This window comes from Streptomyces massasporeus, assembly GCF_014648995.1.
GTDB classification, from domain to species: Bacteria; Actinomycetota; Actinomycetes; order Streptomycetales; family Streptomycetaceae; genus Streptomyces; species Streptomyces massasporeus.
In genome coordinates this window covers 75,206-95,483 of sequence record NZ_BMSE01000024.1, presented here as the reverse complement: position 1 = coordinate 95,483, position 20,278 = coordinate 75,206, and the positions used below count along the sequence as shown (strand labels likewise).

Genomic DNA, 20,278 nt, shown 5'->3' with positions numbered 1-20,278 from the left:
GAACGGTTCTGGGCCATTCTCAGGCGTGGGTGCGGAGGCGGACCCGTGACGTCTGGAAGAGCTCCGGCCGGTGCTCTCGGCGAGGCTTCCTCCCCCGCCGCGCTGACCGTCCTGATCAGCGGCATGTCCCGGATCCTGGTCATGGACGAGGCTCTCGGCCCGGCCGACGGCGATCAAGAGGTACGCGATCGAATCACGCCACATCTCCGTGCTGGTTCCGTGCTGACTTCGAGGGTCCCGGCTCGGGCCGGCGGCTCCGGATCAGTAGCCGTAGATCATCTTGTAGGCGACCTCCGGGAGGAATTGTCCGGCCGAGGAGCCGGCTCCCACGCCGCAGTTGCCGTCGGACTCGCCCGGGACCTTGATCCACAAGAGCATCTCGGCGCCTCCGCCGAGTTGCGAGGGGGTGCCGATGCGGCGGCCCGACGGGTTGCACCACTGGCCGTTGGAGCCGTTGCCGTTGCGGCTGGTGTCCACGGCGAACGGCTTGGTGTAGCCGTACCGGGCGCCCAGTTCCCTGTTGACGGCGTTGCCGTACGCGGTGTTCTCGGCCGTGGTCAGGTAGTTGGAGACATTGAGCGAGAAACCGTGGGCCTGCCGGAGACCCGCTTCGTGAAGGCGCTGGGCCATGGTCGCCGCGCTGGCCCAGGCCGGGTTGCCCGCATCGAGGTAGACCCAGGTGTGGGGGGCCTGACGGTTGAACTCGGAGAGCGCTCCGGTCAGCATCCTCTCGCGTTCGTCGATCTGGGCCTGGGTCATGCAGCCGTAGTCCCCGAGGGAGTCCGGTTCGAGGACGACGACGGCCGGGCGGCCGGCGATTCCGCCCGCGAACTGGGCGATCCAGTTCGCGTAGGCGGACGGTGAGGAGGCTCCGCCCGCGGAGTGCCCGCCGCAGTAGTCACGGTTGTAGATGTTGTAGGCGACGAGGAGGGGCAGCTTGTCCCGGGCGTCCGCGGCGCCCACGTACGCGCCGGTGGCGGTGCCGATGGTGCCGCTCCAGGAGCCGAACCAGCGGGCCGTAGGGGTGTTGGCGATGGAGGCGTTGATCGCGGCTGCCCGGCCGTCACCGGGGTTGGCGGCGACCCACCGCTTCGCGCTGGAGTCGGGGTCCACGTAGAACCCGCTGGTCATGGTCGTCGGATCGGCCGCGTGGGCGGACGGCGCGGCGGCGAGCGCCAGCGGCAGCGAGGAGAGTGCTGCCACGAGGGCGAGAAGTCTGCGGCGCATGGCTTACCTCGGCTTTCTGACAGGGATGCGTCCGAAGGTCGGCGAGGAGAGTGGGGAGCGCTCCCGTCGGAAGTGCTCCCCGGGGCACGGTCGGTCAGCAGGTCGAGTTGGTCCGGGTCAGCGGGTTGGTCCGGGTCAGCGGGCCGGTGGACGCCACCCACGACCCGAGCGGCGCGGCCGAGGCCATGTGCAACCACATCACCGGCGTCCAGCCCGTCCGCCGTGGCGCCCCCGGACGAGCCGGTGCGCCTGGGCCGCCGGTGGTGCCACCGGCGGCACCGCGTTGCGGAGTGGGCCTGTGCCCGGTGAGCGCTGCCCGCCTGCACGCCCCGCCGCCGTATGCGCGCCGACACTGTTGCGTGAGCCTGGCGGGCTCGGCCTTCCTCGAGCCCGCCACGTCCGCTCCGTAAGGAGCCGGACTCGTGTCGCGCCGTCAGCGCCGCAGTGTCAGCAGGCCCGGGCGGTAAGGCAGGAGGCCGTAGTCGCCGCCGGAGTCGGGGCTGCGCCCCTGGTAGAGCATCTGCAGGCGGCAGGGGTCGACGGTCATGGTCTGATCGGGGCTGGTGCGGATCAGTTCGCCATGGCTGATGTCGTTGGTCCAGGTGGCGCCGCTGTTGGCCTTGCCGGCGAAGGGATTGCTCTCGGTCGCGGCCTGGGGGGTCCACGAGCCGTTCAGACTGGTGGCCGTGAACGAGCGGAAGTAGCGGTGGCCCTGCGCGCCGATCGCCTCGACGATCATGAGGTAGCGGTTCTGGCCCTGCAGCTTGTAGACCTGCGGAGCTTCGAACAGGTTGTTCCTCGTATCGCTCATGACCACGGTCGACGACGTGCCGAAGCTGCCCGGGAAGTTTCCGATCGGCATGCTGGCCCGGTAGATCTTGCCGTTGTCACCGGCGAAGAACAGGTACATGTTCGTCCCGTCACCGATGAGCGTCTGGTCGATCGGTCCCGTTCCGGAGTCGGAGATGCTTCCGGAGAAGAGCGTCTGCGGGGACGACCAGCCGTTCGGGTTGGTGGGGTCGCTCGAGGTCCGGTAGGAGAAGGCGGTCCCGCCCCACTGGTAGGCGAGCACCCAGATGTTCTTCGGTGCGAAGTAGAAGAGCGTGGGCGCGACGGTCGAAGTCGACATCTTGTTCTGGCTCGCCGAGGCCATCTCCGACCAGTTGGTGAACAGGCCGAAGTTCATCGAACCCCAACTCGTCCCCGTGTCGTGCGTCGTCGCGTAGACGAGCTGCCTGCCGTTGTAGGGGGCGACGGTGAAGTCCTTGAGCGAGACCCATCCCGCCTTGGGCTGCGCCAGCGCGCCCGTCGAGGTCCAGCGGTATGCCGACGGGAGGTCGCACGAGCCGGGGCCGTCGGCGCCGGTCTTGACGAGCTGCCACTGCTGGTTGCTGCCGCCCCAGTCGTCGTACTGGACGACGTTCGCGTTGTCGGCGGTGGATGCGCCCTGCACTTCGAGGGCCTTGTTGCTGTGGCGCGAGACGAGCCTCACGTAGCCGTCCGAGCTGTCGGCCAGTCGCCACTGCTGGTTGGTGGCGTTCAGGTCGGTCCACTGGACGATCGAGCCGCCGTTCGCGGTGGACCAGTTGTGGACGTCCAGGACCTTGCCCGAGTGGCGGGACTCGATGCGGTAGTAGCCGCCCCCGGAATCGACGAACCGCCACTGCTGCTGGTTCTGGTCGTTCCTGGTCCACTGGGTGATGCGGGCGCCGTCGCCGGTCGCCATGTTGTGGACATCCAGCGCCTTGCCGCTGTTGCGGTTGACCAGCACGTACGAGGCGTTGGGGTCAATGGTCGCCGCGTCGGCGGGCTGGGCGCCGAGGAAGGTGACCAAGAGCAGCAAGGGTGCGAGAACGGCGAATAATCGTCTCGGGCGGACCGGGGACGGGTGGCTCAACCACATGAGGGGGCCTCTTTTCTCGAAACATTCGAGGAATTCCCGGAAGGTTGATGGCTCAAGTTAGGAACCCGGGGCCCTCTGGTCAAGCCCTGTCGCCGATCTGTCCACAAACAACGGGAGTACCCCGTGGCCGGGTCTCCGCAAGTTTCGGACGAGGATCGGAAACTTCTTCCGTCCGGAGTGTTGACGATGCATCGTCAATCCCGCAATCTCCGTGGCTGAGGGGCCGGTCATAGTTCGACATACCGAACCGCGTGTGCTGCACGGCAGATGTACCGGACGACGCTTCCCCCTGAGCTTCAGTCCTTCCGTGATTCCTACCTTGGAGGCACAGCCATGGGCTCGTACGCCCTTCTCAGACCCGTTGTCCGCCGGAAGGCCCGCGGCCTGCTGTTGGCGCTGGTCGCCGGCGTCCTGGGTGTGGTCGCCGCCCTGGTCGCGCCGCCCACCGCACACGCCGCCGAGAACACACTCGGTGCCGCGGCGGCGCAGAGCGGCCGCTACTTCGGCACCGCCATCGCCTCGGGCAGGCTCGGCGACTCGGCGTACACCACCATCGCGAACCGTGAGTTCAACTCGGTGACGGCCGAGAACGAGATGAAGATCGACGCCACCGAACCGCAGCGGGGCCAGTTCAACTTCACCGCCGGTGACCGCGTCTACAACTGGGCGGTGCAGAACGGCAAGCAGGTGCGCGGCCACACTCTGGCCTGGCACTCCCAGCAGCCGGGCTGGATGCAGGCCCTCAGCGGCAGCGCGCTGCGCCAGGCGATGACCGACCACATCAAGGGCGTGATGGCCCACTACAAGGGCAAGATCGCCCAGTGGGACGTCGTGAACGAGGCGTTCGCCGACGGCAGTTCGGGAGCCCGGCGCGACTCCAACCTGCAACGCACCGGGAACGACTGGATCGAGGTCGCCTTCCGCACCGCGCGCGCCGCCGACCCGGCCGCCAAGCTCTGCTACAACGACTACAACGTCGAGAACTGGACCTGGGCCAAGACCCAGGCCATGTACGCCATGGTCCGGGACTTCAAGCAGCGCGGAGTGCCGATCGACTGCGTGGGTTTCCAGTCGCACTTCAACAGCGGCAGCCCCTACAACAGCAACTTCCGCACCACCCTGCAGAACTTCGCGGCCCTCGGCGTCGACGTCGCCATCACCGAACTCGACATCCAGGGCGCCTCGGCCACCACCTACGCCGACGTGACCAAGGACTGTCTGGCCGTCCCGCGCTGCCTCGGCATCACCGTCTGGGGTGTGCGCGACAGCGACTCCTGGCGACCGGAGCACACGCCGCTGCTGTTCAACAGCGACGGCAGCAAGAAGCCCGCCTACACCGCGGTCCTCAACGCGCTCAACGGCGGCACCTCCACACCCCCTTCGGGCGGCGGAACGATCAAGGGGGTCGGTTCGGGCCGCTGTCTGGACGTGCCCGGCACCAGTACGGCCGACGGCACCCAGCTCCACCTGTGGGACTGCCACAACGGCACCAACCAGCAGTGGACGTACACCGCCGCCGGCGAGCTCAGGGTCTACGGCGACAAGTGCCTGGACGCCGCCGGCACCGGCAACGGCTCCAAAGTCCAGATCTACGGCTGCTGGGGCGGCGACAACCAGAAATGGCGCCTCGGCTCCGACGGAACCATCGTCGGCGTCCAGTCCGGCCTCTGCCTCGACGCCGTCGCGAGCGGCACCGCCAACGGCACCCTGATCCAGCTCTACTCCTGCTCCAGCGGCGGCAACCAACGCTGGACGCGCACCTGAGGGGACCTGTCACGGACGAAAGGGTGAATCGATGAAGACCTTTGGTGCGGATCCTCCCGCCCCTCCTCGTACACAGCGCTGGTGGTCCCGGGTCGCCGCCGTGCTGGCCGCCACCCTCGCGATCGGCATGCTCGCCGCGGTGGATCCGGCGCCCGCGGAGGCGGCGACGGTGGACACCAACGCCTGGTACGTCCTGGTCAATCGCAACAGCGGCAAGGCCATGGACGTCTCCGGCTCGTCCACCGCCGACGGCGCGCGGGTCGGCCAGTGGACGCGCAACGACGCAGCCAATCAGCAGTGGCAGTTCGTGGACTCCGGCGGCGGCTTCTACCGCCTCAAGGCCCGGCATTCGGGCAAGGTTCTCGACGTGGCCGGCGCCTCGGCCGCAGACGGTGCCGCGATCCAGCAATGGGCCGACCACAACGGGGACAACCAGCAGTTCCGCCTGGCCGACTCCGACGCGGGCCACGTCCGGCTGATCAACCGCGGCAGCAGCAAGGCGGTGGAGGTCCAGGGCGCCTCCACGGCCGACGGAGGCAGCGTCGTCCAGTACAGCGACTGGGGCGGCGCCAACCAGCAGTGGCAGATGATCCAACTGTCGTCCGGCGGCGGGGGCGGAGGCGCCTGCGGCAGCGCCCCCACTCTGGCGAGCGGTACGCACACGATTCAGAGCGGCGGCAAGAGCCGCAGCTTCATCCTCAGGGTTCCCGCCAACTACGACAACAGCCGCCCCTACCGACTGATCTTCGCGTTCCACTGGCGGGGCGGAACCGCCGGCGAGGTCGCCTCCGGCGGCACGAGCGGGAGCGCCTGGTCCTACTACGGCCAACAGGAACAGTCGAGCAACAGCGCGATCCTCGTCGCCCCCCAGGGCCTCGGCAACGGTTGGGCCAACTCCGGGGGCGAGGACGTCACCTTCGTCGACGACATGATCCGGCGCATCGAGGGCGGCCTCTGTGTCAACCCGGCGCAGCGTTTCGCCACGGGATTCAGCTGGGGCGGCGGTATGAGCTACGCACTCGCATGCAGCCGGGCGAACGTCTTCAGGGCCGTCGCCGTCATATCGGGCGCTCAGATCAGCGGGTGCAGTGGCGGCACCCAGCCCATCGCCTACCTCGGAATCCACGGGATCAGCGACTCCGTGCTCAACATCGGGCAAGGCCGGTCCCTGCGCGACAAGTTCGTCAGCAACAACGGCTGCACCCCCCAGAGCCCGCGCGAGCCCGCGCCGGGCAGCCGAACGCACATCACCACCACCTACTCGGGCTGCCGTGCCGGATACCCGGTCCAATGGGCCGCGTTCGACGGAGGCCACATGCCCGGCCCGGTCGACGGCTCCTCCGGCGAAAGCGGCGTCACCACCTGGACCAAGGCAGAGATCTGGAGGTTCTTCGCACAGTTCCAGTGACACGTCCGCACCAGGAGTGGAGCCAGGATGATCCTGGCTCCACTCCGTCGACGCAGGCCGTGGGAAGTGGGATCCGGCTGAGGCGCTGTGTCCAGCCGATCTCAGTGCGGCTCAGGCCGGGGGAGGTTCTGCGCGCACCAGATGGTCTTGCCGTCGGTGGTGTGCCGGGTGCCCCACCCCTGGGTGAGCTGGGCGACGAGCAACAGGCCCCGGCCGCCCTCGTCGAACGCGCGGGCCCGGCGCAGGTGCGGGGCGGTGTTGCTGGCGTCGGAGACCTCGCAGATCAGGGAGGTGTCGCGAATCAGCCGCAGCCTGATGGGCGGCGCGCCGTATCTGATGGCGTTGGTCACCAGCTCACTGACCACCAGCTCGGTGACGAACGCCGCCTCCTCCAGGCCCCAGGCGTCCACCTGGTCGACGGCGAGCTTCCTGGCGCGCGGCACCTGCGCGGTGTCGGGCTCGACGTCCCAGTCGGCGACGTGGTGGGGATCCAGCGCGTGGGTACGCACGAGCAGCAGGGCGGCGTCGTCGGTGCGGCGTTGCGGAAGCATGGCGTCCATCACCGTGTCGCACAGGGCCTCCAGCGAGGTGGTCGGGTGGTTCAAGGCCCGCTGCAGTTCGGCGGTCCGCTGGTCGACGTCGAGCTCGCGGCTTTCCACCAGTCCGTCGGTGTAGAGGGCGAGCAGGCTGCCCTCCGGCAGTTCGAGCTCGGTCGCCTCGAAGGGCAGCCCCCCGATGCCGAGCGGCGGTCCCGGCTGGACGGGTACCGGGGTCCGGGTGCCGTCCTGGGAGATGATCAGAGGCAGGGGATGGCCGGCGCTCGCCAGCGTGAGGTGCCGGGAGACCGGGTCGTAGACGGTGTAGAGGCAGGTGGCCCCGGACTCGCCGGTCGGCTGGAAGTCGCCGGTGGGCCGGAGGTCGCCGGCGAGGTGGAGGACCAGGTCGTCCATGTGGGTCAGCAGTTCGTCCGGTGGCAGATCGACGTCGGCGAGGGTGCGCACCGCCGTGCGCAGTCTGCCCATGCTGGCCGAGGCGTGCAGGCCGTGACCGACGACGTCGCCGACGACCAGGGCGACCCGGGCGCCGGACAGCGGAATGACGTCGAACCAGTCACCGCCCACTTCCGTCCCGGTCCCTCCGGGCAGGTAGCGGGAGGCCACCTCGACCGCCTCGTGGACCGGCAGGCCTTGCGGCAGCAGGGTGCGTTGCAGGGTCAGCGCGGTGGTGCGCTCGCGCGAGTACCGGCGGGCGTTGTCGATGGCGACGGCTGCCTTGGCGGTCAGTTCCTCGGCGAGGATCAAGTCGTCGGCGGTGAACGCCTCGGGCCGGTCGACGCGGGAGAAGGCGACGACGCCGAGCAGCGCGCCGCGCGCCCGGAGCGGCACGGTGATCCGGCCGGTCAGCCCGTCCGCGGCGAGGGACTCGTCGATCACCGGGTTGCCCGGTGGCCAGTGGGCCGGGTCGGCGGCGAGTCCGGGCCCGAAGGCCCACTCGCCGCCCTGGCCGGGCCGGGCGGAGAGCTCGACCGTGGACCTGCCGGCGGCCATGCAGCGGGCGGCGACGGAACCGGGCGCGTGGGTCACCGGTGCCGTGGCCGTCGGAGCGTGGCCGGCGTCCGCCTTCGTGCTGTGCTGGGCGGCACGGGTGAGCGTGATGGTCTCGCCGGGCGCGAACGGGAATCCTGAGGGCGGTTCCTCTCCGCGCAGCACCTCGTCGAGGAGGTCCACGCTGACGAGGTCGACGAATCCCGGCACCGGAGTCGTGGCCAGTTCCTGGGTGGTGCCGATCACGTCGAGGGTCCGGCCGATGCCGCCGCTGGCCTTGTTGAGGATCAGCAGGCGTTGCCGAGCCCAGTACTCGGCGCTCATGTCGAATCCCCAGTTGGCGATCGCGCGGACCTTGCCCTCGGCATCCCGGACGGGCCAGATGCTGGTGGCCCAGGCGTTGGCGTAGTCGCTGCCGCGCGGGCGGAAGACGGTGATGAGACGCGTGGGCTCGCCCGTCCTCGCCACTTGGGCGAGCGCGTCGGTGTAGGGCTTGTCGTCCCTCTCGGGAAACAGCGTGCGGTCGAATTCGGGGAGCACCTCGCGGTACTTCCTGCCGAGCACCTGTTCCTCGGAGTGCGCGATCACCCGGCCCGAGGAGGCGTTGATCCACAGGAACCGCAGTTCGGGGTCGTAGACGCCCAGAGCGAAGGGAGACTGCTCGAACGCCCGGTCGGCGATCACCGGGCGACGTCCCCAACGCTGGACGGTGATCACGTGGCCCATTGCCTGGCCGTCAGGCCCGGACAGCGGGTGAGCCGTTACCACAGCGTCCACTGTGGAACCGTCCCGGTGGCGTAGGAGGACCAACCCCGTAGGGCCGGCGCCGTGGCCCTCTGGGAAGCCGGGTGGCGGGGGATCGACCAGCAGGTCCGCCACGGGTCGCCCGACGGTGTCCTCCGCCGTCCAGCCGAGCAGCAGTCGGCCCCCCTCACTCCAGCCGCTCACCATGCCGTCCGGGCCCACCACGACAGCGGCAGTGGGGGCATCCTGCTTGTCGGCCATCTCCACGTACCACGCCTCCGTCCGGATTGCCGCGCCCGTCAGGGCTGGTTTCCAGCGGTTGCTTCCAGCGTAGATCGGCCCCTGCTCCACGGCGCTCCGGCCGGTGCGCTTTCGGGGTGCCAGGTGCCGGGCCCCGAAGAACCGGGCTCGGAGATGTTCTCGACGGTGCCGGCCTTCTCCAGCATGGCCATGTAGGTCATCACGCCCGCGACCAGCAGCAGGGTGGTCCAGCTGATGCCGCCCTCGGCCTTCTCCTGCCGCCTCATGTCCACCAGGGCCGGCAGCGCTCCGGCCGCGAGAGCCAGGGAGCCGATCTCCAGGAGGCCGAGCGAGGCGGTGCCGACCGTGAAGGTCGCGCGGCACGGCTGTGAGCCGTATCGGCGCCGCCATCGGCACCTACCTGCTGCCCGTCGGGCTGGACCGCATCGGCGTCGGCTCCACGATGCTGATCATGGCCGTGGTCACCCTGCTGGGCTTCGCGGTCCGCTTCACGCCGGGTCCCGACCGCGGAGCCGGGCCTGGCCGGTCGGTGGCCGGGCCGCGGCCCGGCCACCGATGATCGGTGTGGCGCTCCTACTGGGCCATCTCGTACGTGCCGGACAGCGCCTCGACCCGCTGCCAGACGCGCCCCGTGCGTGCCTCGTCGACGACCGGCCGCCGGACCGACGCCAGCGCCCACTCCTGCTGCTGCTCGGTCGCCGAGTCCTTGCCGTGCAGTTCGACGGCGTGGCCGGAGAAGTCCCGTACGAGGACGGCGAAGAGTTCGTCGAGTACGTCCTCGTCGAGTCCGGTCAGGCCGGCCTGCTCCAGGACGAGCTGCCCGTGCACGACGAGCGCGAAGAGCTGGCCGATCGAGAGGACGAGGTCGAGGTCGCGGCTCTGCTCCGCGTCGGGAGCGGCTGTGGCGACGAACTCGCAGAGCGCGTCGGCCTGTTCGCGCAGGCGAGCGACGTTGGGCAGATGCGCGTACGCCTCGAAGGCCGGGCGCCAGTCGTGGAAGCGCACCGAGCCGAGGCCCCTGGCCGGGCCCTGCCGGAACAGGAAGTCGTCGTCGGCCGCGTCGAGACGGGTCGGGACACTCGGGTACTCGGCCGGGTCGAGGAGGTGGTTGCGCATGAACTTCAAGATCAGCGCCAGGTTGACGTGGACCGTGCCCTCCAGCTTCGGCAGGCCACGGATCTCCACGGCCGCCTGGCTGAAGTAGTTGTCCTTCTCGAAGCCCTTGGCGGCGATGACGTCCCACATCAGGTCGATGACCTTCTCGCCCTCCGTGGTCACCTTCATCTTCGTCATCGGGTTGAAGAGCAGGTAGCGGCGGTCGTCGGGGCCGGCGGAGCGGAAGTAGTCGACGGCGCGGTCGCTGAACAGCTTCATGCCGACGAGCCTGACGTACGCGTCGGTCAGCTCGCGCCGCACGTGCGGGAAGGCGGTGACGGGGCGGCCGTAGAGGACGCGGTTGTGGGCGTGGGTGACGGCCTCGTACATCGCGTGTTCGCAGATGCCGATCGAGGCGGTGCACAGGTTGAACTTGCCGACGTTGACCGTGTTGAGGGCGGCGTCGAAGGCGGCGCGGCCGGTGTGCAGGACGTCGTCGGACGTCACGGGGTAGTCCTCCAGGCGGAACTCGCTGACGAACTTGGAGGAGTCGACGACGTTCTTGACCAGGTGGTAGTTCGGGTGACGGCTGTCGGCGGCGAAGAACACATAGCCGTCGGGGCCCTCGACGTCGGTACGGCGGCCGAAGACGGAGACGAGACCGGCGGCGTTGCCGTTGCCGATGTAGTACTTGGAGCCGGTGGCGCGGAAGCCGCCGTCGCCGTCGGGCTCGAGCAGCATGTCGGTGGAGTAGATGTCGGCGCCATGGGCCTTCTCGGACAGGCCGAACGCGAACACCTCTCCCTGCGCGAGGAGTTCCGCGGCGCGGGCGCGGGCGGCGGCGTTGTCGCTCTGCCAGACCGGGCCGAGGCCGAGGATGGTGACCTGCCAGGCGTACCAGTAGTCCAGGCCGTAGAAGCCGAGGATCTCATTGAGCGCGGCGATACGGGCGGTGTCCCACCGCTTGTCCGGCTCCCCCTCCCCAGCACTGGACGACGGCGTCAGGAAGGTGGCGAACAGGCCCTCCTTCGCGGCGAAGGCGAGGAAGTCACCGAGCCAGGCGCGGGTCCGGTAGTCCTCGATCAGCTGCCGCTTCCCGCGCTCCTCGAACCAGTCGACGGTGGCACGCAGCAAGCGGCGTGTCTCGGGGTCGAAGTGCGCGGGGTCGTACGTGCGCGGGTTGAAGAGCAGTTGGTCAGCCATGGAGGACCTCTTTCGGCGGGTGGACGGATGGGACTCGAGAGGTATGGCGCCCGGAGCGGCGGAGCAGTCGCGGCCGGTGCGGTGGAGCGCGGTCAGTGGCCCGGGCGGAAGCGGGCCAGCGTGGCGAGCACGTCGTCCAGCCAGCCGATCATCATCCGCTCGTACGCGATGCCGCCGCGCAGGACGACGTGCTGGAGCTCCCGCTCCGCGTCCGGCGACGCGTCCGGAGCGGCCGCGCCCGCTTCGGGCCCCGTGAAGTCCCGCTCCTCGCCTGCCAGATAGTGCGCCAGCCGGTCCCGGTGCGCCTGCCGGTGCCGCTCCACCTCGCGGATCAGGGCGGCCGGATCGTCGAAGGCCGCGCCCCGGATCTTCACCGCCAGGTCGTGGCGGACGCTCTCCGGCTCGATCGGATCGTGCAACCACGAGGACAGCGCGGCCCGGCCGAGGTCGGCGACGGAGTACTCCTTCTTGTCCGGCCGTCCTCGCTGCGGGACGTCCCGGGCTTCGACCCAGCCGTCGTTCTCCATGCGCTTCAGTACGCGATAGATCTGCTGGTGGGTCGCGGTCCAGAAGTAGCCGATGGACCGTTCGAAACGCCGGGCCAGCTCATAGCCGGAGCCCGGCTTCTCCAGGAGCGACACCAGGATCGCGTGCTCGAGCGCCATGACGGCGATCGTGCTATGCAACTCGTTGCATAGCAAGTCTCACCCCTGGCGATGCGACGCGGCTCACGCCCGCACGTCCCCCCTCACGCTCAGTGCCGGGATCACCCGGCGCCGGTCGGGAGCGTGGCGCCGAACGCGTCGGGCGCGCCCAGCCGCGCAACGATCTGCCTCACGGGTCGGCTGTCTCACCGTCCAGGGGTGTGTCCGCGTCCACCGGACCCGGGGCAGGCTGCTGCATGACCTCGGGCAGGGCCTGTTCGGCCCAGATGACCTTGCCCTGCGGGGTGTACCGGGTGCCCCAGCGCTCGGCCATCTGCGACACCAGGAACAGACCCCGGCCTCCTTCGTCGGTCGTCGCGGCGTACCGCAGGTGTGGTGAGGTGCTGCTGCTGTCGGCCACTTCGCAGATCAGCGTGCGGTCGCGGATCAGCCGGACGTGGATCGGCCCGGCGCCGTAGCGGATGGCGTTGGTGATGAGCTCGCTGAGGATGAGTTCCATGGCGAAGCCGAACTCCGACAGGCCCCACGCATCGAGCCGTTGCGACACGGCCTCGCGCATTCCGGAGACGGCGGCCGGGTCCGGTGGTACGTCCCAGTCGGCGACCCGATCGGGCGGCAGTTCCCGCGTGCGGGCGACGAGCAGGGCGACGTCGTCCTTGGGACGCCCGGGGAGCAGGTTGTCCAGCACGTCCTGGCAGGTCTCCTCGGGCGGCCGGCCGGGGTGGCCCGTCAGCGCATCGCGCAGCAGTTCCATGCCCACGTCCAGGTCGCGCCTGCGGTCCTCGATGAGGCCGTCGGTGTACAGGACGAGCTGAGTCCCCTCCGCCAGGCACAGCTCCGCGGTCTGGAACGGCATGCCGCCGAGGCCCAGAGGCGGACCGGCCGGCACGTCCGGGAAGGTGACGGACCCGTCCGGGTGGACCAGGGCGGGCACCAGATGCCCCGCACGTGCCACGACGTAGCGACGCGTCACGGGGTCGTAGATCCCGTACAGACAGGTGGCGCCCACGACACCCGCCGCGGTCTCCGCCGTCTCGTTCTGGTCGATCTTCCCGACCAGGTCATCCAGATGGCTCAGCAGCTCGTCGGGTGGCAGATCCAGCGCGGAGAAGTTGTGGACCGCGGTGCGCAGCCGTCCCATCGTGGCGGCGGCGTGCAGGCCGTGGCCGACCACATCGCCGACGGCCAGTGCCACCCGGCTCCCCGGCATGGGAATCACGTCGAACCAGTCCCCGCCCACTCCGGCCTGGGCGGGGAGGTAGCGGTAGGCGATGTCGAGGGCGTTCTGCTCGGGCATCGCCTGCGGCAGCAGGCTCTGCTGGAGGGTGACGGCCAGGGCGTGCTCGCGGGTGTAGCGGCGGGCGTTGTCGATGCTGATCGCGGCACGGGCCACCAGTTCCTCCGCCAGCGACAGGTCCTCCTCGTTGAACGGCTCGTGCTGCCGCCCGCGCCAGAAGCTGGCCATGCCCAGCACGACGCCACGGGCCCGGATCGGCGCGGTGATGAGGGAATGGATGCCGAAGTCGATGATCGCCTGGGCACGCTCCGGGTCCTGCAGCCGCCAGCCCGTGGCGGCCGGCAGATCGCTCACCAACTGCGAGTGGCCGCTGCCGTAACCGCGCGCCTGGGGAGTGGAGGGAACGTAGTCGAAGAGCCGGCCCTGTTCGGAGAGCGGGTGGTCGTCCTGGATGCCGCACACGGCCGCGCGTCGCATGTCCGTCGCCGTGGGGGCCGGCTCATCGCCGTGCAGGACGGTGTCCGCCAGGTCCACGGTGACGAAGTCCGCGAAGCGAGGAATGGGGACCCGCGCCAGCTCGTCGGCGGTGCGCAGCACGTCCAGGGTGGTACCGATGTGGAGCCCGGCGTCGTAGAGGAGTCCGAGCCGCTCCCGTGCCACCTCCGCCCTGCCGGTCACCGCCTGCAGCTCGGTGGAGTCGCGCAGCGTCACCACGGTGCCCCTGGTGCCTCCGCGGTGCTCCGTGGGCCGCTGGTTGATCGCGAGCAGCCGCTCTCCCGCGCGGTGCACCTCGTCGGTGGCCTCGCGCCCGGAGGTGAGCAGCTCCCTTGTCTCGGGATCGAGGCCCGGCAACTCCGAAACGAGCCGTCCCTCCGCGTCCGGGGGCAGTTCCAGCAGCCGTCTGGCCTCGTCGTTCGCCAGCATGAGCCGCCCGTCGGCGGACACGATCAGGACCCCTTCCCGGACGGAGTGGAGCACCGTGTCGTGGTGCTCGTACATCAGGGTCATCTCGTCCGGGGCCAGGCTGTGCGTCTGCCGTCGCAGCCGCCTGCCCACCAGCGCCGTCACACCGGTGGACAACACGAGCGCTCCGGCCCCCGCGCCCAGGATGATCGGTAGTTGCCGGTTCAACTGGCTTTCGACGTTCTTGACCTTCATCCCCGCCGAGACCAGGCCCACCACCTCGTCACCGGCGTTCTCGATCGGGACCGTGGCCTGCACTTCGCGCCCGAGCGGGCCGTCGACGCTCTCCACGAAGACCTTGCCCTCCAGGGACGGCGCGATCTCGCCCACGAACTGCTTTCCGATGCGGTCCGGCAAAGGGTGCGTGTACCGGATGCCGTTGGTGTCCATGACCACGATGAAGTCGACACCGGCGGCCCGGCGGGCCTCCTCGGTGAGCGGCTGGAGAATCCTGCTCGGGTCCGGGGCCCGCAATGCCGCCAGAACACCCGGTGAGTGCGCGAAGGTCTGTGCCACGGCTGTGGAGCGGCGCCTGGCCTCGGCGGCGGAGTCCCGCTCCGACTGAAGGATGAGAGCGAAGACGCCGCAGGCCACGAGCAGCACCACGAGGGCCACCTGGAAGATCAACACCTGCCCGGCCACGCTCCGCGTGCTCTTGCTGATCACGCGCTTGACCGAGAGGTGTCGAGGACGGGCGAGCCGATCCGCCATGCGACCTTTCTAACACTGGTGATCCCAAGCGGCCAGGCTCCGCCTGATCCTCGCCGGGTCGCAACGGGAGTCTGCGAGGGTCAGGCGTGCCTGTCACGGACCCCGGCTCCTCCGGGCGGGGCTGTCCGTCGCAGAGCGTGCGGTGCATGATTCTCTCCGCGCCCGATGTCGGTTTTGGTCGATATTATGCATTTGTGATCATGTCTGCACGGCTGAGGCGCCGTCGCCCCGCCTACAGCGGCCGATGGGAAGCCGCCCGGCTGTCACCCGTGGTCCTGACCGTCCTCATCGCCGTCCTGGCGTTCTCCACGCCCCGGGACATCGCTTTCAGCCGCCTGCTGCCCGCCGCTCCGGCCCTTGCCGCCGCGATGTGGCCCGTGCTTCCGACGCTGCTGCTGGGGGCGTTCTGTCTGTTGCTGATGACGGTCCTCAGCCTCTTCTACACCGATCTGGGGACGCCGTACACGGCGGCCGCGATCGTCGCGGTCACCTTGGCGGCCGCCTACGGGAGTCACGTCCGACTCCAGCGGGAGGAAGTGCTCTTCCAGCTCCGGCTCGTCGCCGACGCGGCCCAGAAGGTGCTGCTGCGCCCGCTGCCGCGCCGCATCGGGGACCTCGAGATCGAGTCGCTGTATCTGGCGGCCCAGGAGCAGGCCCGGATCGGCGGCGACTTCTACGAAGCACTCGGTACACCGCACGGGGTCCGGCTGCTCATCGGCGATGTACGGGGCAAGGGCCTGTCCGCGGTGGGGGTGGCCTCGGCGGTGATCGGCAGCTTCAGGGAGGCGGCGTACGACGAGCCCGACCTGCAGGGCATCGTCCATCGCCTGGAAACCACCGTCACCCGTCACAGCGCCGCGTTTCCCGCTCAGGACCAGCCCGAGCACTTCGCCACCGCTCTCCTGGCCGAGATCCCGCCCGACGGCGGCCGGATCCGGCTTCTCAACTGCGGCCATCCGCCGCCGCTGATCGCGCACTGCGGGAAGGTCCGTGTTCTGGACCCCACCGTCCCCTCCCCGCCCCTCAACCTCGCGTCGCTCATCGGTGACCGCTACTGGGTCGACAGCGTCGCCTTCTCCCCGGGGGACCAGTTGCTGCTCTACACGGACGGCGTATCGGAGACCCGGGATCACGCCGGCCGGTTCTTTCCGCTGCCGGACTGGATGCGGCTGCAGGATCTGGAGCAGCCCCGCGAGCTGCTCGGCGCGCTGCACCGGGATCTGCTCCGGCACAGCGGCGGAAGGCTCGACGACGACATCGCGGCCCTCTCGCTCAGGCGCTCCGACGAGGAGTCTCGGGCGTCGTCGGCGTAGAAGGCCCCGGTGCCTGCGGTCACCCCCTGGTCGCTCCGGCTCCCGTCTCGGGGGACCTGCCGCCCAGCCCCGGGATCAGCACCGCCGCCACCGCCAGGTGCATCAGGGCGAGGGAGGCCCGGGTGCCGCCGTCCATGCCGTCGCCTAGGAGGGGCAGGAAGGACACGGCCAGTACGGCGCCGGCCACCGCGGTCCAGATGGCGCGGGCGCGCCGCACTCCGCACCGCTCCAGGGCGGCCAGCAGCCCCCAGCCGGAGAGCGACGCGAACAGTGCGACGACCGCCACGGGCACGGCGCCGATGTCGAGCGTCTGCTCGCCGTCGGCGATCCGCAGCCGGTGCCCCAGCGACGGGTCCGCGACCAGCCACACCAGGACGGGGGACAGGACGGTCAGGGCCGTGACCCCCGAACGCCGTCGCCGTGGACTCACCCGGCGCTCCCCGAGAGCGCCCCGTGCAGGAAGATCTCCACCAGCTCCTGCGGAGTCAGGTCGGGCTCGTCCTCCGTGCGCGGCTGGGTGAAGAGCAGCCCGAAGAAGAGACCCGCGATCTGCTCCGGCGGCCGGCGCAGGGCGGCCCTGTCGGGCTCCAGCAGCTCCGCGAGGGCCGCGCGGATACGGGTCGTCGACTCGGCGCGGCCGGCGCCGCGCACCGTGCCGGGGTGCTTGCCGCCGCCATGCCCCAGCGAGCCGAGGATCGCGCCCATCCTGGACAGGTGCGCCTGGAGCGCTTCGGCCGCCTCCGCGAGCCGGTCGGGCAGCGGCTGGGACACGTCGATCGCGTCGAGCTCGCGGACCGCGTGCTCGGGGGAGAGGGCCTTGGCCACGCAGGCCTGCAGCAACTCGTCCTTGTCGGCGAAGACCCGGAAGATCGTGCCCTCGCCGATGCCCGCGGCGCGGGCGATCTTCGCGGTCGTCACCGTGGCGCCGTACTCGGCGATCAGCGGGATGGCCGTCTGGATGATCATTTCGCGGCGCTGCTCCGGCGACATGCCGGGTGCGCGGCGGCGGGTGGTCTTGTTCTCCTGGGGTTCCGTCATGACTCCGATAATACGGAGTGAGTCCTCACTCCGTCAATGAGTGAGGACTCACTCCGCTTGTCGGGATCCATGGTGCGTAGCTCGTTGGTGCCGTCCTCGGCCCGCCGCCGAAGTCAGCACAGCGGTACGAGGGTGAAGTGCCGCACCTGTAGCGGTGCGACGAGGTACTCGTCCTCTCCCGGCAGAACCACGGGCTGGTCCCGCCAGTGCTCGCCGGCGAAGGCGACCAGGTCCCCCTCGCTGCGCCAGCGACTGACGTACAGCAATGTCCCGGGCGGCGCGAGCAGTACTTCGTGGGACACGAGGCCGGGGTGGCGGTCGGGGAATGCCCGCACCGTCGAGAGGATGAAGTCCCGGAACGCCTCGAAGCGTTCAGGGCGTACGCGAGCCTCGCTCACCCGGGTGATCAGCGTCGTCCCGCTGTCGCGTCCGACGTCGTCGACGTGTGGGAAGGGAAGGTCACTCGGTGATTGCGTCATGATCCGATCCTCGTGTCGCACCTGAGCCTCGCCCAGTGACCGGATCGACACGGACGAGTACTTTCCTGCCATGAGCCTTCACCGAGTGGCCGCGCTGGTCCTGCCCGGGCAGTCCACGTTCGAACTGGCCTCCGCCGCCGAGGTCTTCGGCCTGCGCCGCCCCGGCCTGCCCCGGGGCTACGACTTCGCCGTGTGCACCGAGCATCCGGGCGCCGTGCCGACCCTGGCGGGGTACGACATGCTCATCGGCGCGGACCTCACGGCACTCGACGCGGTGGACACCGTGCTCGTCCCGGGCTGGCACGACCGTACGGAGCCCGCACCGCCCGCCGTGATCGACGCCCTGCGGCGAGCGCACAGCCGCGGCGCCCGTGTCGTGGCGATCTGCTCGGCCGCCTTCCTCCTCGCCGAGGCAGGGCTGTTGTCGCGCCGCAGAGCGACCACCCACTGGCGGCTCGCCGGCGAGCTCGCCGCGCGATTTCCCGATGTGGAGGTCGAACCCGACACGCTGTACATCGACTTGGGCGATGTCGCCACCAGCGCCGGCACGGCGGCCGGTATCGACCTGTGCCTCCATCTGGCCCGCACCGACCACGGCGCCGCCTACGCCGCCCACGTCGGCCGGCACATGGTGATGCCTCCGCACCGTGAGGGCGGGCAGCTGCAGTACAGCACGGGGGCCGTCGCCGACCGGCCGGTGGAATCACTGGCCCCGGTCCTCGACTGGGCCACCGAACGGCTGCACCAGCCCCTCACCCTCGACGCCTTCGCCGCGCAGGCCAGGACCTCGCCGCGGACCCTCGCCCGCAGGTTCGCCGACCAGCTCGGCATGAGCCCCGGCCGCTGGCTGCTCCAGCAGCGCGTCGCGGCGGCCAGGGCCCTGCTGGAGGAGACCAACCTTCCCATCGAGACGGTCGCGCAGCGGGTCGGCCTGTCCTCGGCCACCAACCTCCGCAGACGCTTCCACGCCCTGCTGCACACCACCCCCGCCGCCTACCGACGCTCCTTCGGGCGCCACGAGCAGGGGGCCGGAAGCGGCGGTCCGGGTACGGACTGAACGGGACGGCCCCGTCGCGACGGGCCCGGTCGGTCGCCGGGCGCGTCACCTGATCGGTCGTTGGGCGCGTCACCGGCTGCCTGTCCGGTCAGCCGTACATGGCCTCCCGGTACAACGTCACCAGCGCGTCGTCGAGGGAATGGGGCTGCGGCCTGCCTGAGGCGTCGAGCCTGTTCCGCCGCTGCAGGTTCACCGCCACGGACATCTGACGCCCGCCGTCGGCACGGGTCATGGCCAGCGCTCCACCGCCCCAGACCGTGCCGCCCGGCCTCCCGGTGATCCCGCCGGCGTCGTTGGCTTCGCTGACGGCCAACCCCATTCCGGCGAGCAGGTGTTGGCCCGCCTGGACCCAGCCGGGCCGGGTCAGCGGAGCGAGCGCACCGATCCGGACGGATGCTCCGCCGGTCCGCTCCGCCGCGTACGCCGTCATGTCGTTTCGCCGCGGGAGAGGCACCTGTTCGACCATGCCGACCATTGCGTCCACGCCCACCGCCGAAGGCAACCGGATATCCGCGCCGAGCCGCCTTCCCTCCCTGCTTTCCCTCCTGCGCCGCCTTCCTACCAGGTCGCACGCCGTGTCCTGCGCAGGTTCTTGATCGTTCCGAGGGGCGTGGAGATGAGCGCTGCCTGGGCCCGCGTCGCGGGCGGGACGGTGGTGGCCGCCGTACTCACGGTGCTGCTGGCCGGGGGCTGTTCCGGGCCGTCGCGGCCGGCGCTGCCGACGTCGGAGCAGGCGCGCAGCGAGCTGATCAAAGCGGCACAGCGGGTGCTGGTGGACCGGTGCATGACCGCCCGGGGCACCGCAGGGCAGCCTGTTTCACAGGAGGACACGCTCTTCGGGACGGACCCGGCCGAACTGGAGGTCACCCTCGCCACCGGATACACCGTCCGTACGCACACGGACGGTTGTCTGGCGCAGGCGCACCGCCACCTCTACGGCGATCAGGCCCGCTGGTTCCGTGCCGAGGTCATCGTCAACAACCTGCGCCCCGAGGCACAGGCCCGCCTCAAGGACGACCCCCGGTACCGGGCAGCGCTCGCGCGCCGGGCCGCCTGTTCCGAGAAGGACACCCGTTGTGCGCGGGAGAGCGGACTGGACGACGTGCGGGCCCGGTGGGAGCCCGCACGGCTCGCCGAGGTCCGTGCCGCGCACCGTGAGGACATCGCCACGTACGACCAGTTGCGCGACCGCGCACTGCACCGCGCGGCCCGGCTGCTCGCCGGCCGGCCCACCCCCTCTCAGAAAGGTCCCACCCCGTCATGACGAAAAGCAGGCTGTTCCACACCGTCGCAGCGTTGCTCCTCCTCTTCACCGGCGCTCTCACCACGGCAGGCACAGCAAGCGCCGCCGACTGCCCCAGCGGTGAGTTCTGCGTCTGGGAGAACGCCGACTTCTCGGGTCAGCGCGCCAACTGGTCCGGCGACGACGGCTGGTGGGAGAGCTGGATCGCGGACGCAGACTCCTCCTGGGCCAACCACGGGATCTCCGGGCCCGGTATCAAGGACCACGTCAAGGTCTACTCCAGCGCCGGTCAGGGCGGGCAGATGACGATCTGCCTCACCCCCGGCCAGGAGGTCGGCTACAACGGCGTGGCCAACGACCGGGGCGACTCCCACACCTGGGCCATGCGCTGCTGACAGACGGTACGCGCCCGACGCCCCTGCC

Annotated in this window: 17 protein-coding genes and 1 pseudogene; 7 read left to right on the top strand and 11 right to left on the bottom strand. The window is 70.3% G+C overall.

What is annotated here, in order from left to right; all coding sequences use genetic code 11:
- Positions 1 to 261 precede the first annotated feature (261 nt).
- Positions 262 to 1,227: a glycoside hydrolase family 6 protein gene (locus tag IE153_RS35985; protein ID WP_189593899.1), complete on the bottom strand. Its 966-nt coding sequence runs from the start codon at positions 1,225 to 1,227 to the stop codon at positions 262 to 264.
- Between the two features lie 433 nt (positions 1,228 to 1,660).
- Positions 1,661 to 3,130 (bottom strand): non-reducing end alpha-L-arabinofuranosidase family hydrolase, encoded by a 1,470-nt coding sequence (locus IE153_RS35980; protein ID WP_189593898.1) that lies wholly within the window; start codon positions 3,128 to 3,130, stop codon positions 1,661 to 1,663.
- Between the two features lie 333 nt (positions 3,131 to 3,463).
- Here IE153_RS35980 and IE153_RS35975 point away from each other — a divergent pair, with 333 nt between their 5' ends.
- Together IE153_RS35975 and IE153_RS35970 are read left to right on the top strand one after the other, a co-directional pair.
- On the top strand, positions 3,464 to 4,894 hold the full coding sequence (locus IE153_RS35975) for an endo-1,4-beta-xylanase (protein WP_189593897.1): 1,431 nt from the start codon (positions 3,464 to 3,466) through the stop codon (positions 4,892 to 4,894).
- Between the two features lie 100 nt (positions 4,895 to 4,994).
- Positions 4,995 to 6,302: an RICIN domain-containing protein gene (locus IE153_RS35970; protein WP_189593931.1), complete on the top strand. Its 1,308-nt coding sequence runs from the start codon at positions 4,995 to 4,997 to the stop codon at positions 6,300 to 6,302.
- Between the two features lie 101 nt (positions 6,303 to 6,403).
- Here the strand turns inward: IE153_RS35970 and IE153_RS35965 are convergent, their stop codons facing one another.
- Positions 6,404 to 8,851, bottom strand: coding sequence for a SpoIIE family protein phosphatase (locus IE153_RS35965; RefSeq protein ID WP_229829335.1), 2,448 nt, complete (start codon positions 8,849 to 8,851; stop codon positions 6,404 to 6,406).
- Positions 8,852 to 8,889: 38 nt separating this feature from the next.
- Complete coding sequence (locus IE153_RS42100; RefSeq protein ID WP_229829334.1) at positions 8,890 to 9,117, bottom strand: hypothetical protein; 228 nt, start codon at positions 9,115 to 9,117, stop codon at positions 8,890 to 8,892.
- Positions 9,118 to 9,218: 101 nt separating this feature from the next.
- Here IE153_RS42100 and IE153_RS35955 point away from each other — a divergent pair, with 101 nt between their 5' ends.
- Positions 9,219 to 9,410 (top strand): hypothetical protein, encoded by a 192-nt coding sequence (locus IE153_RS35955; RefSeq protein WP_229829333.1) that lies wholly within the window; start codon positions 9,219 to 9,221, stop codon positions 9,408 to 9,410.
- A 14-nt stretch (positions 9,411 to 9,424) separates the two neighbouring features.
- Here the strand turns inward: IE153_RS35955 and IE153_RS35950 are convergent, their stop codons facing one another.
- The 3 genes from IE153_RS35950 to IE153_RS35940 form a co-directional block, all read right to left on the bottom strand.
- A complete protein-coding gene (locus tag IE153_RS35950) occupies positions 9,425 to 11,149 on the bottom strand; it encodes an acyl-CoA dehydrogenase family protein (protein WP_189593895.1) in 1,725 nt (574 codons plus the stop codon).
- Positions 11,150 to 11,241: 92 nt separating this feature from the next.
- On the bottom strand, positions 11,242 to 11,814 hold the full coding sequence (locus tag IE153_RS35945) for a PadR family transcriptional regulator (RefSeq protein WP_189593894.1): 573 nt from the start codon (positions 11,812 to 11,814) through the stop codon (positions 11,242 to 11,244).
- Positions 11,815 to 11,983: 169 nt separating this feature from the next.
- Positions 11,984 to 14,725, bottom strand: a complete 2,742-nt coding sequence (locus tag IE153_RS35940; protein WP_189593893.1) for a SpoIIE family protein phosphatase — start codon at positions 14,723 to 14,725, stop codon at positions 11,984 to 11,986.
- Positions 14,726 to 14,925: 200 nt separating this feature from the next.
- Here IE153_RS35940 and IE153_RS35935 point away from each other — a divergent pair, with 200 nt between their 5' ends.
- A complete protein-coding gene (locus IE153_RS35935; RefSeq protein WP_189593892.1) occupies positions 14,926 to 16,038 on the top strand; it encodes a PP2C family protein-serine/threonine phosphatase in 1,113 nt (370 codons plus the stop codon).
- Positions 16,039 to 16,057: 19 nt separating this feature from the next.
- Here the strand turns inward: IE153_RS35935 and IE153_RS35930 are convergent, their stop codons facing one another.
- From IE153_RS35930 to IE153_RS35920, 3 genes are all read right to left on the bottom strand, one after another.
- Positions 16,058 to 16,468, bottom strand: a complete 411-nt coding sequence (locus IE153_RS35930; protein WP_189593891.1) for a DUF6069 family protein — start codon at positions 16,466 to 16,468, stop codon at positions 16,058 to 16,060.
- The gene (locus tag IE153_RS35925; protein WP_189593890.1) at positions 16,465 to 17,076 is read right to left on the bottom strand and encodes a TetR/AcrR family transcriptional regulator; all 612 of its coding nucleotides are present in this window, start codon (positions 17,074 to 17,076) and stop codon (positions 16,465 to 16,467) included. The genes IE153_RS35930 and IE153_RS35925 overlap by 4 nt, the downstream gene beginning before the upstream one ends.
- Positions 17,077 to 17,189: 113 nt before the next feature.
- A complete protein-coding gene (locus IE153_RS35920) occupies positions 17,190 to 17,555 on the bottom strand; it encodes a putative quinol monooxygenase (RefSeq protein ID WP_189593889.1) in 366 nt (121 codons plus the stop codon).
- Between the two features lie 70 nt (positions 17,556 to 17,625).
- On the opposite strand from IE153_RS35920, the gene IE153_RS35915 reads away from it, so the two are divergent.
- Positions 17,626 to 18,612, top strand: coding sequence for a helix-turn-helix domain-containing protein (locus IE153_RS35915; protein ID WP_189593888.1), 987 nt, complete (start codon positions 17,626 to 17,628; stop codon positions 18,610 to 18,612).
- 88 nt (positions 18,613 to 18,700) lie between these two features.
- Here IE153_RS35915 and IE153_RS35910 read toward each other — a convergent pair.
- Positions 18,701 to 18,877: pseudogene (locus tag IE153_RS35910) on the bottom strand (hydrolase); the annotation flags it as partial.
- Positions 18,878 to 19,228: 351 nt separating this feature from the next.
- Here IE153_RS35910 and IE153_RS35905 point away from each other — a divergent pair.
- Both IE153_RS35905 and IE153_RS35900 read left to right on the top strand, forming a co-directional pair.
- The gene (locus IE153_RS35905) at positions 19,229 to 19,876 is read left to right on the top strand and encodes a hypothetical protein (protein ID WP_189593887.1); all 648 of its coding nucleotides are present in this window, start codon (positions 19,229 to 19,231) and stop codon (positions 19,874 to 19,876) included.
- Positions 19,873 to 20,250, top strand: coding sequence for a peptidase inhibitor family I36 protein (locus IE153_RS35900; RefSeq protein WP_189593886.1), 378 nt, complete (start codon positions 19,873 to 19,875; stop codon positions 20,248 to 20,250). The genes IE153_RS35905 and IE153_RS35900 overlap by 4 nt, the downstream gene beginning before the upstream one ends.
- The last annotated feature ends 28 nt before the right edge of the window (positions 20,251 to 20,278 follow it).

Excerpts from the sequence above, each read along its gene's own strand:
- IE153_RS35935 (WP_189593892.1), top strand. The coding sequence starts at position 14,926 with ATGTCTGCACGGCTGAGGCGCCGTCGCCCCGCCTACAGCGGCCGATGG.
- IE153_RS35965 (WP_229829335.1), bottom strand. The coding sequence starts at position 8,851 with ATGGCCGACAAGCAGGATGCCCCCACTGCCGCTGTCGTGGTGGGCCCG.
- IE153_RS35915 (WP_189593888.1), top strand. The coding sequence starts at position 17,626 with ATGAGCCTTCACCGAGTGGCCGCGCTGGTCCTGCCCGGGCAGTCCACG.
- IE153_RS42100 (WP_229829334.1), bottom strand. The coding sequence starts at position 9,117 with ATGAGGCGGCAGGAGAAGGCCGAGGGCGGCATCAGCTGGACCACCCTG.
- IE153_RS35940 (WP_189593893.1), bottom strand. The coding sequence starts at position 14,725 with ATGGCGGATCGGCTCGCCCGTCCTCGACACCTCTCGGTCAAGCGCGTG.
- IE153_RS35975 (WP_189593897.1), top strand. The coding sequence starts at position 3,464 with ATGGGCTCGTACGCCCTTCTCAGACCCGTTGTCCGCCGGAAGGCCCGC.
- IE153_RS35900 (WP_189593886.1), top strand. The coding sequence starts at position 19,873 with ATGACGAAAAGCAGGCTGTTCCACACCGTCGCAGCGTTGCTCCTCCTC.
- IE153_RS35950 (WP_189593895.1), bottom strand. The coding sequence starts at position 11,149 with ATGGCTGACCAACTGCTCTTCAACCCGCGCACGTACGACCCCGCGCAC.
- IE153_RS35945 (WP_189593894.1), bottom strand. The coding sequence starts at position 11,814 with ATGGCGCTCGAGCACGCGATCCTGGTGTCGCTCCTGGAGAAGCCGGGC.
- IE153_RS35985 (WP_189593899.1), bottom strand. The coding sequence starts at position 1,227 with ATGCGCCGCAGACTTCTCGCCCTCGTGGCAGCACTCTCCTCGCTGCCG.
- IE153_RS35925 (WP_189593890.1), bottom strand. The coding sequence starts at position 17,076 with ATGACGGAACCCCAGGAGAACAAGACCACCCGCCGCCGCGCACCCGGC.
- IE153_RS35920 (WP_189593889.1), bottom strand. The coding sequence starts at position 17,555 with ATGACGCAATCACCGAGTGACCTTCCCTTCCCACACGTCGACGACGTC.
- IE153_RS35980 (WP_189593898.1), bottom strand. The coding sequence starts at position 3,130 with ATGTGGTTGAGCCACCCGTCCCCGGTCCGCCCGAGACGATTATTCGCC.
- IE153_RS35905 (WP_189593887.1), top strand. The coding sequence starts at position 19,229 with ATGAGCGCTGCCTGGGCCCGCGTCGCGGGCGGGACGGTGGTGGCCGCC.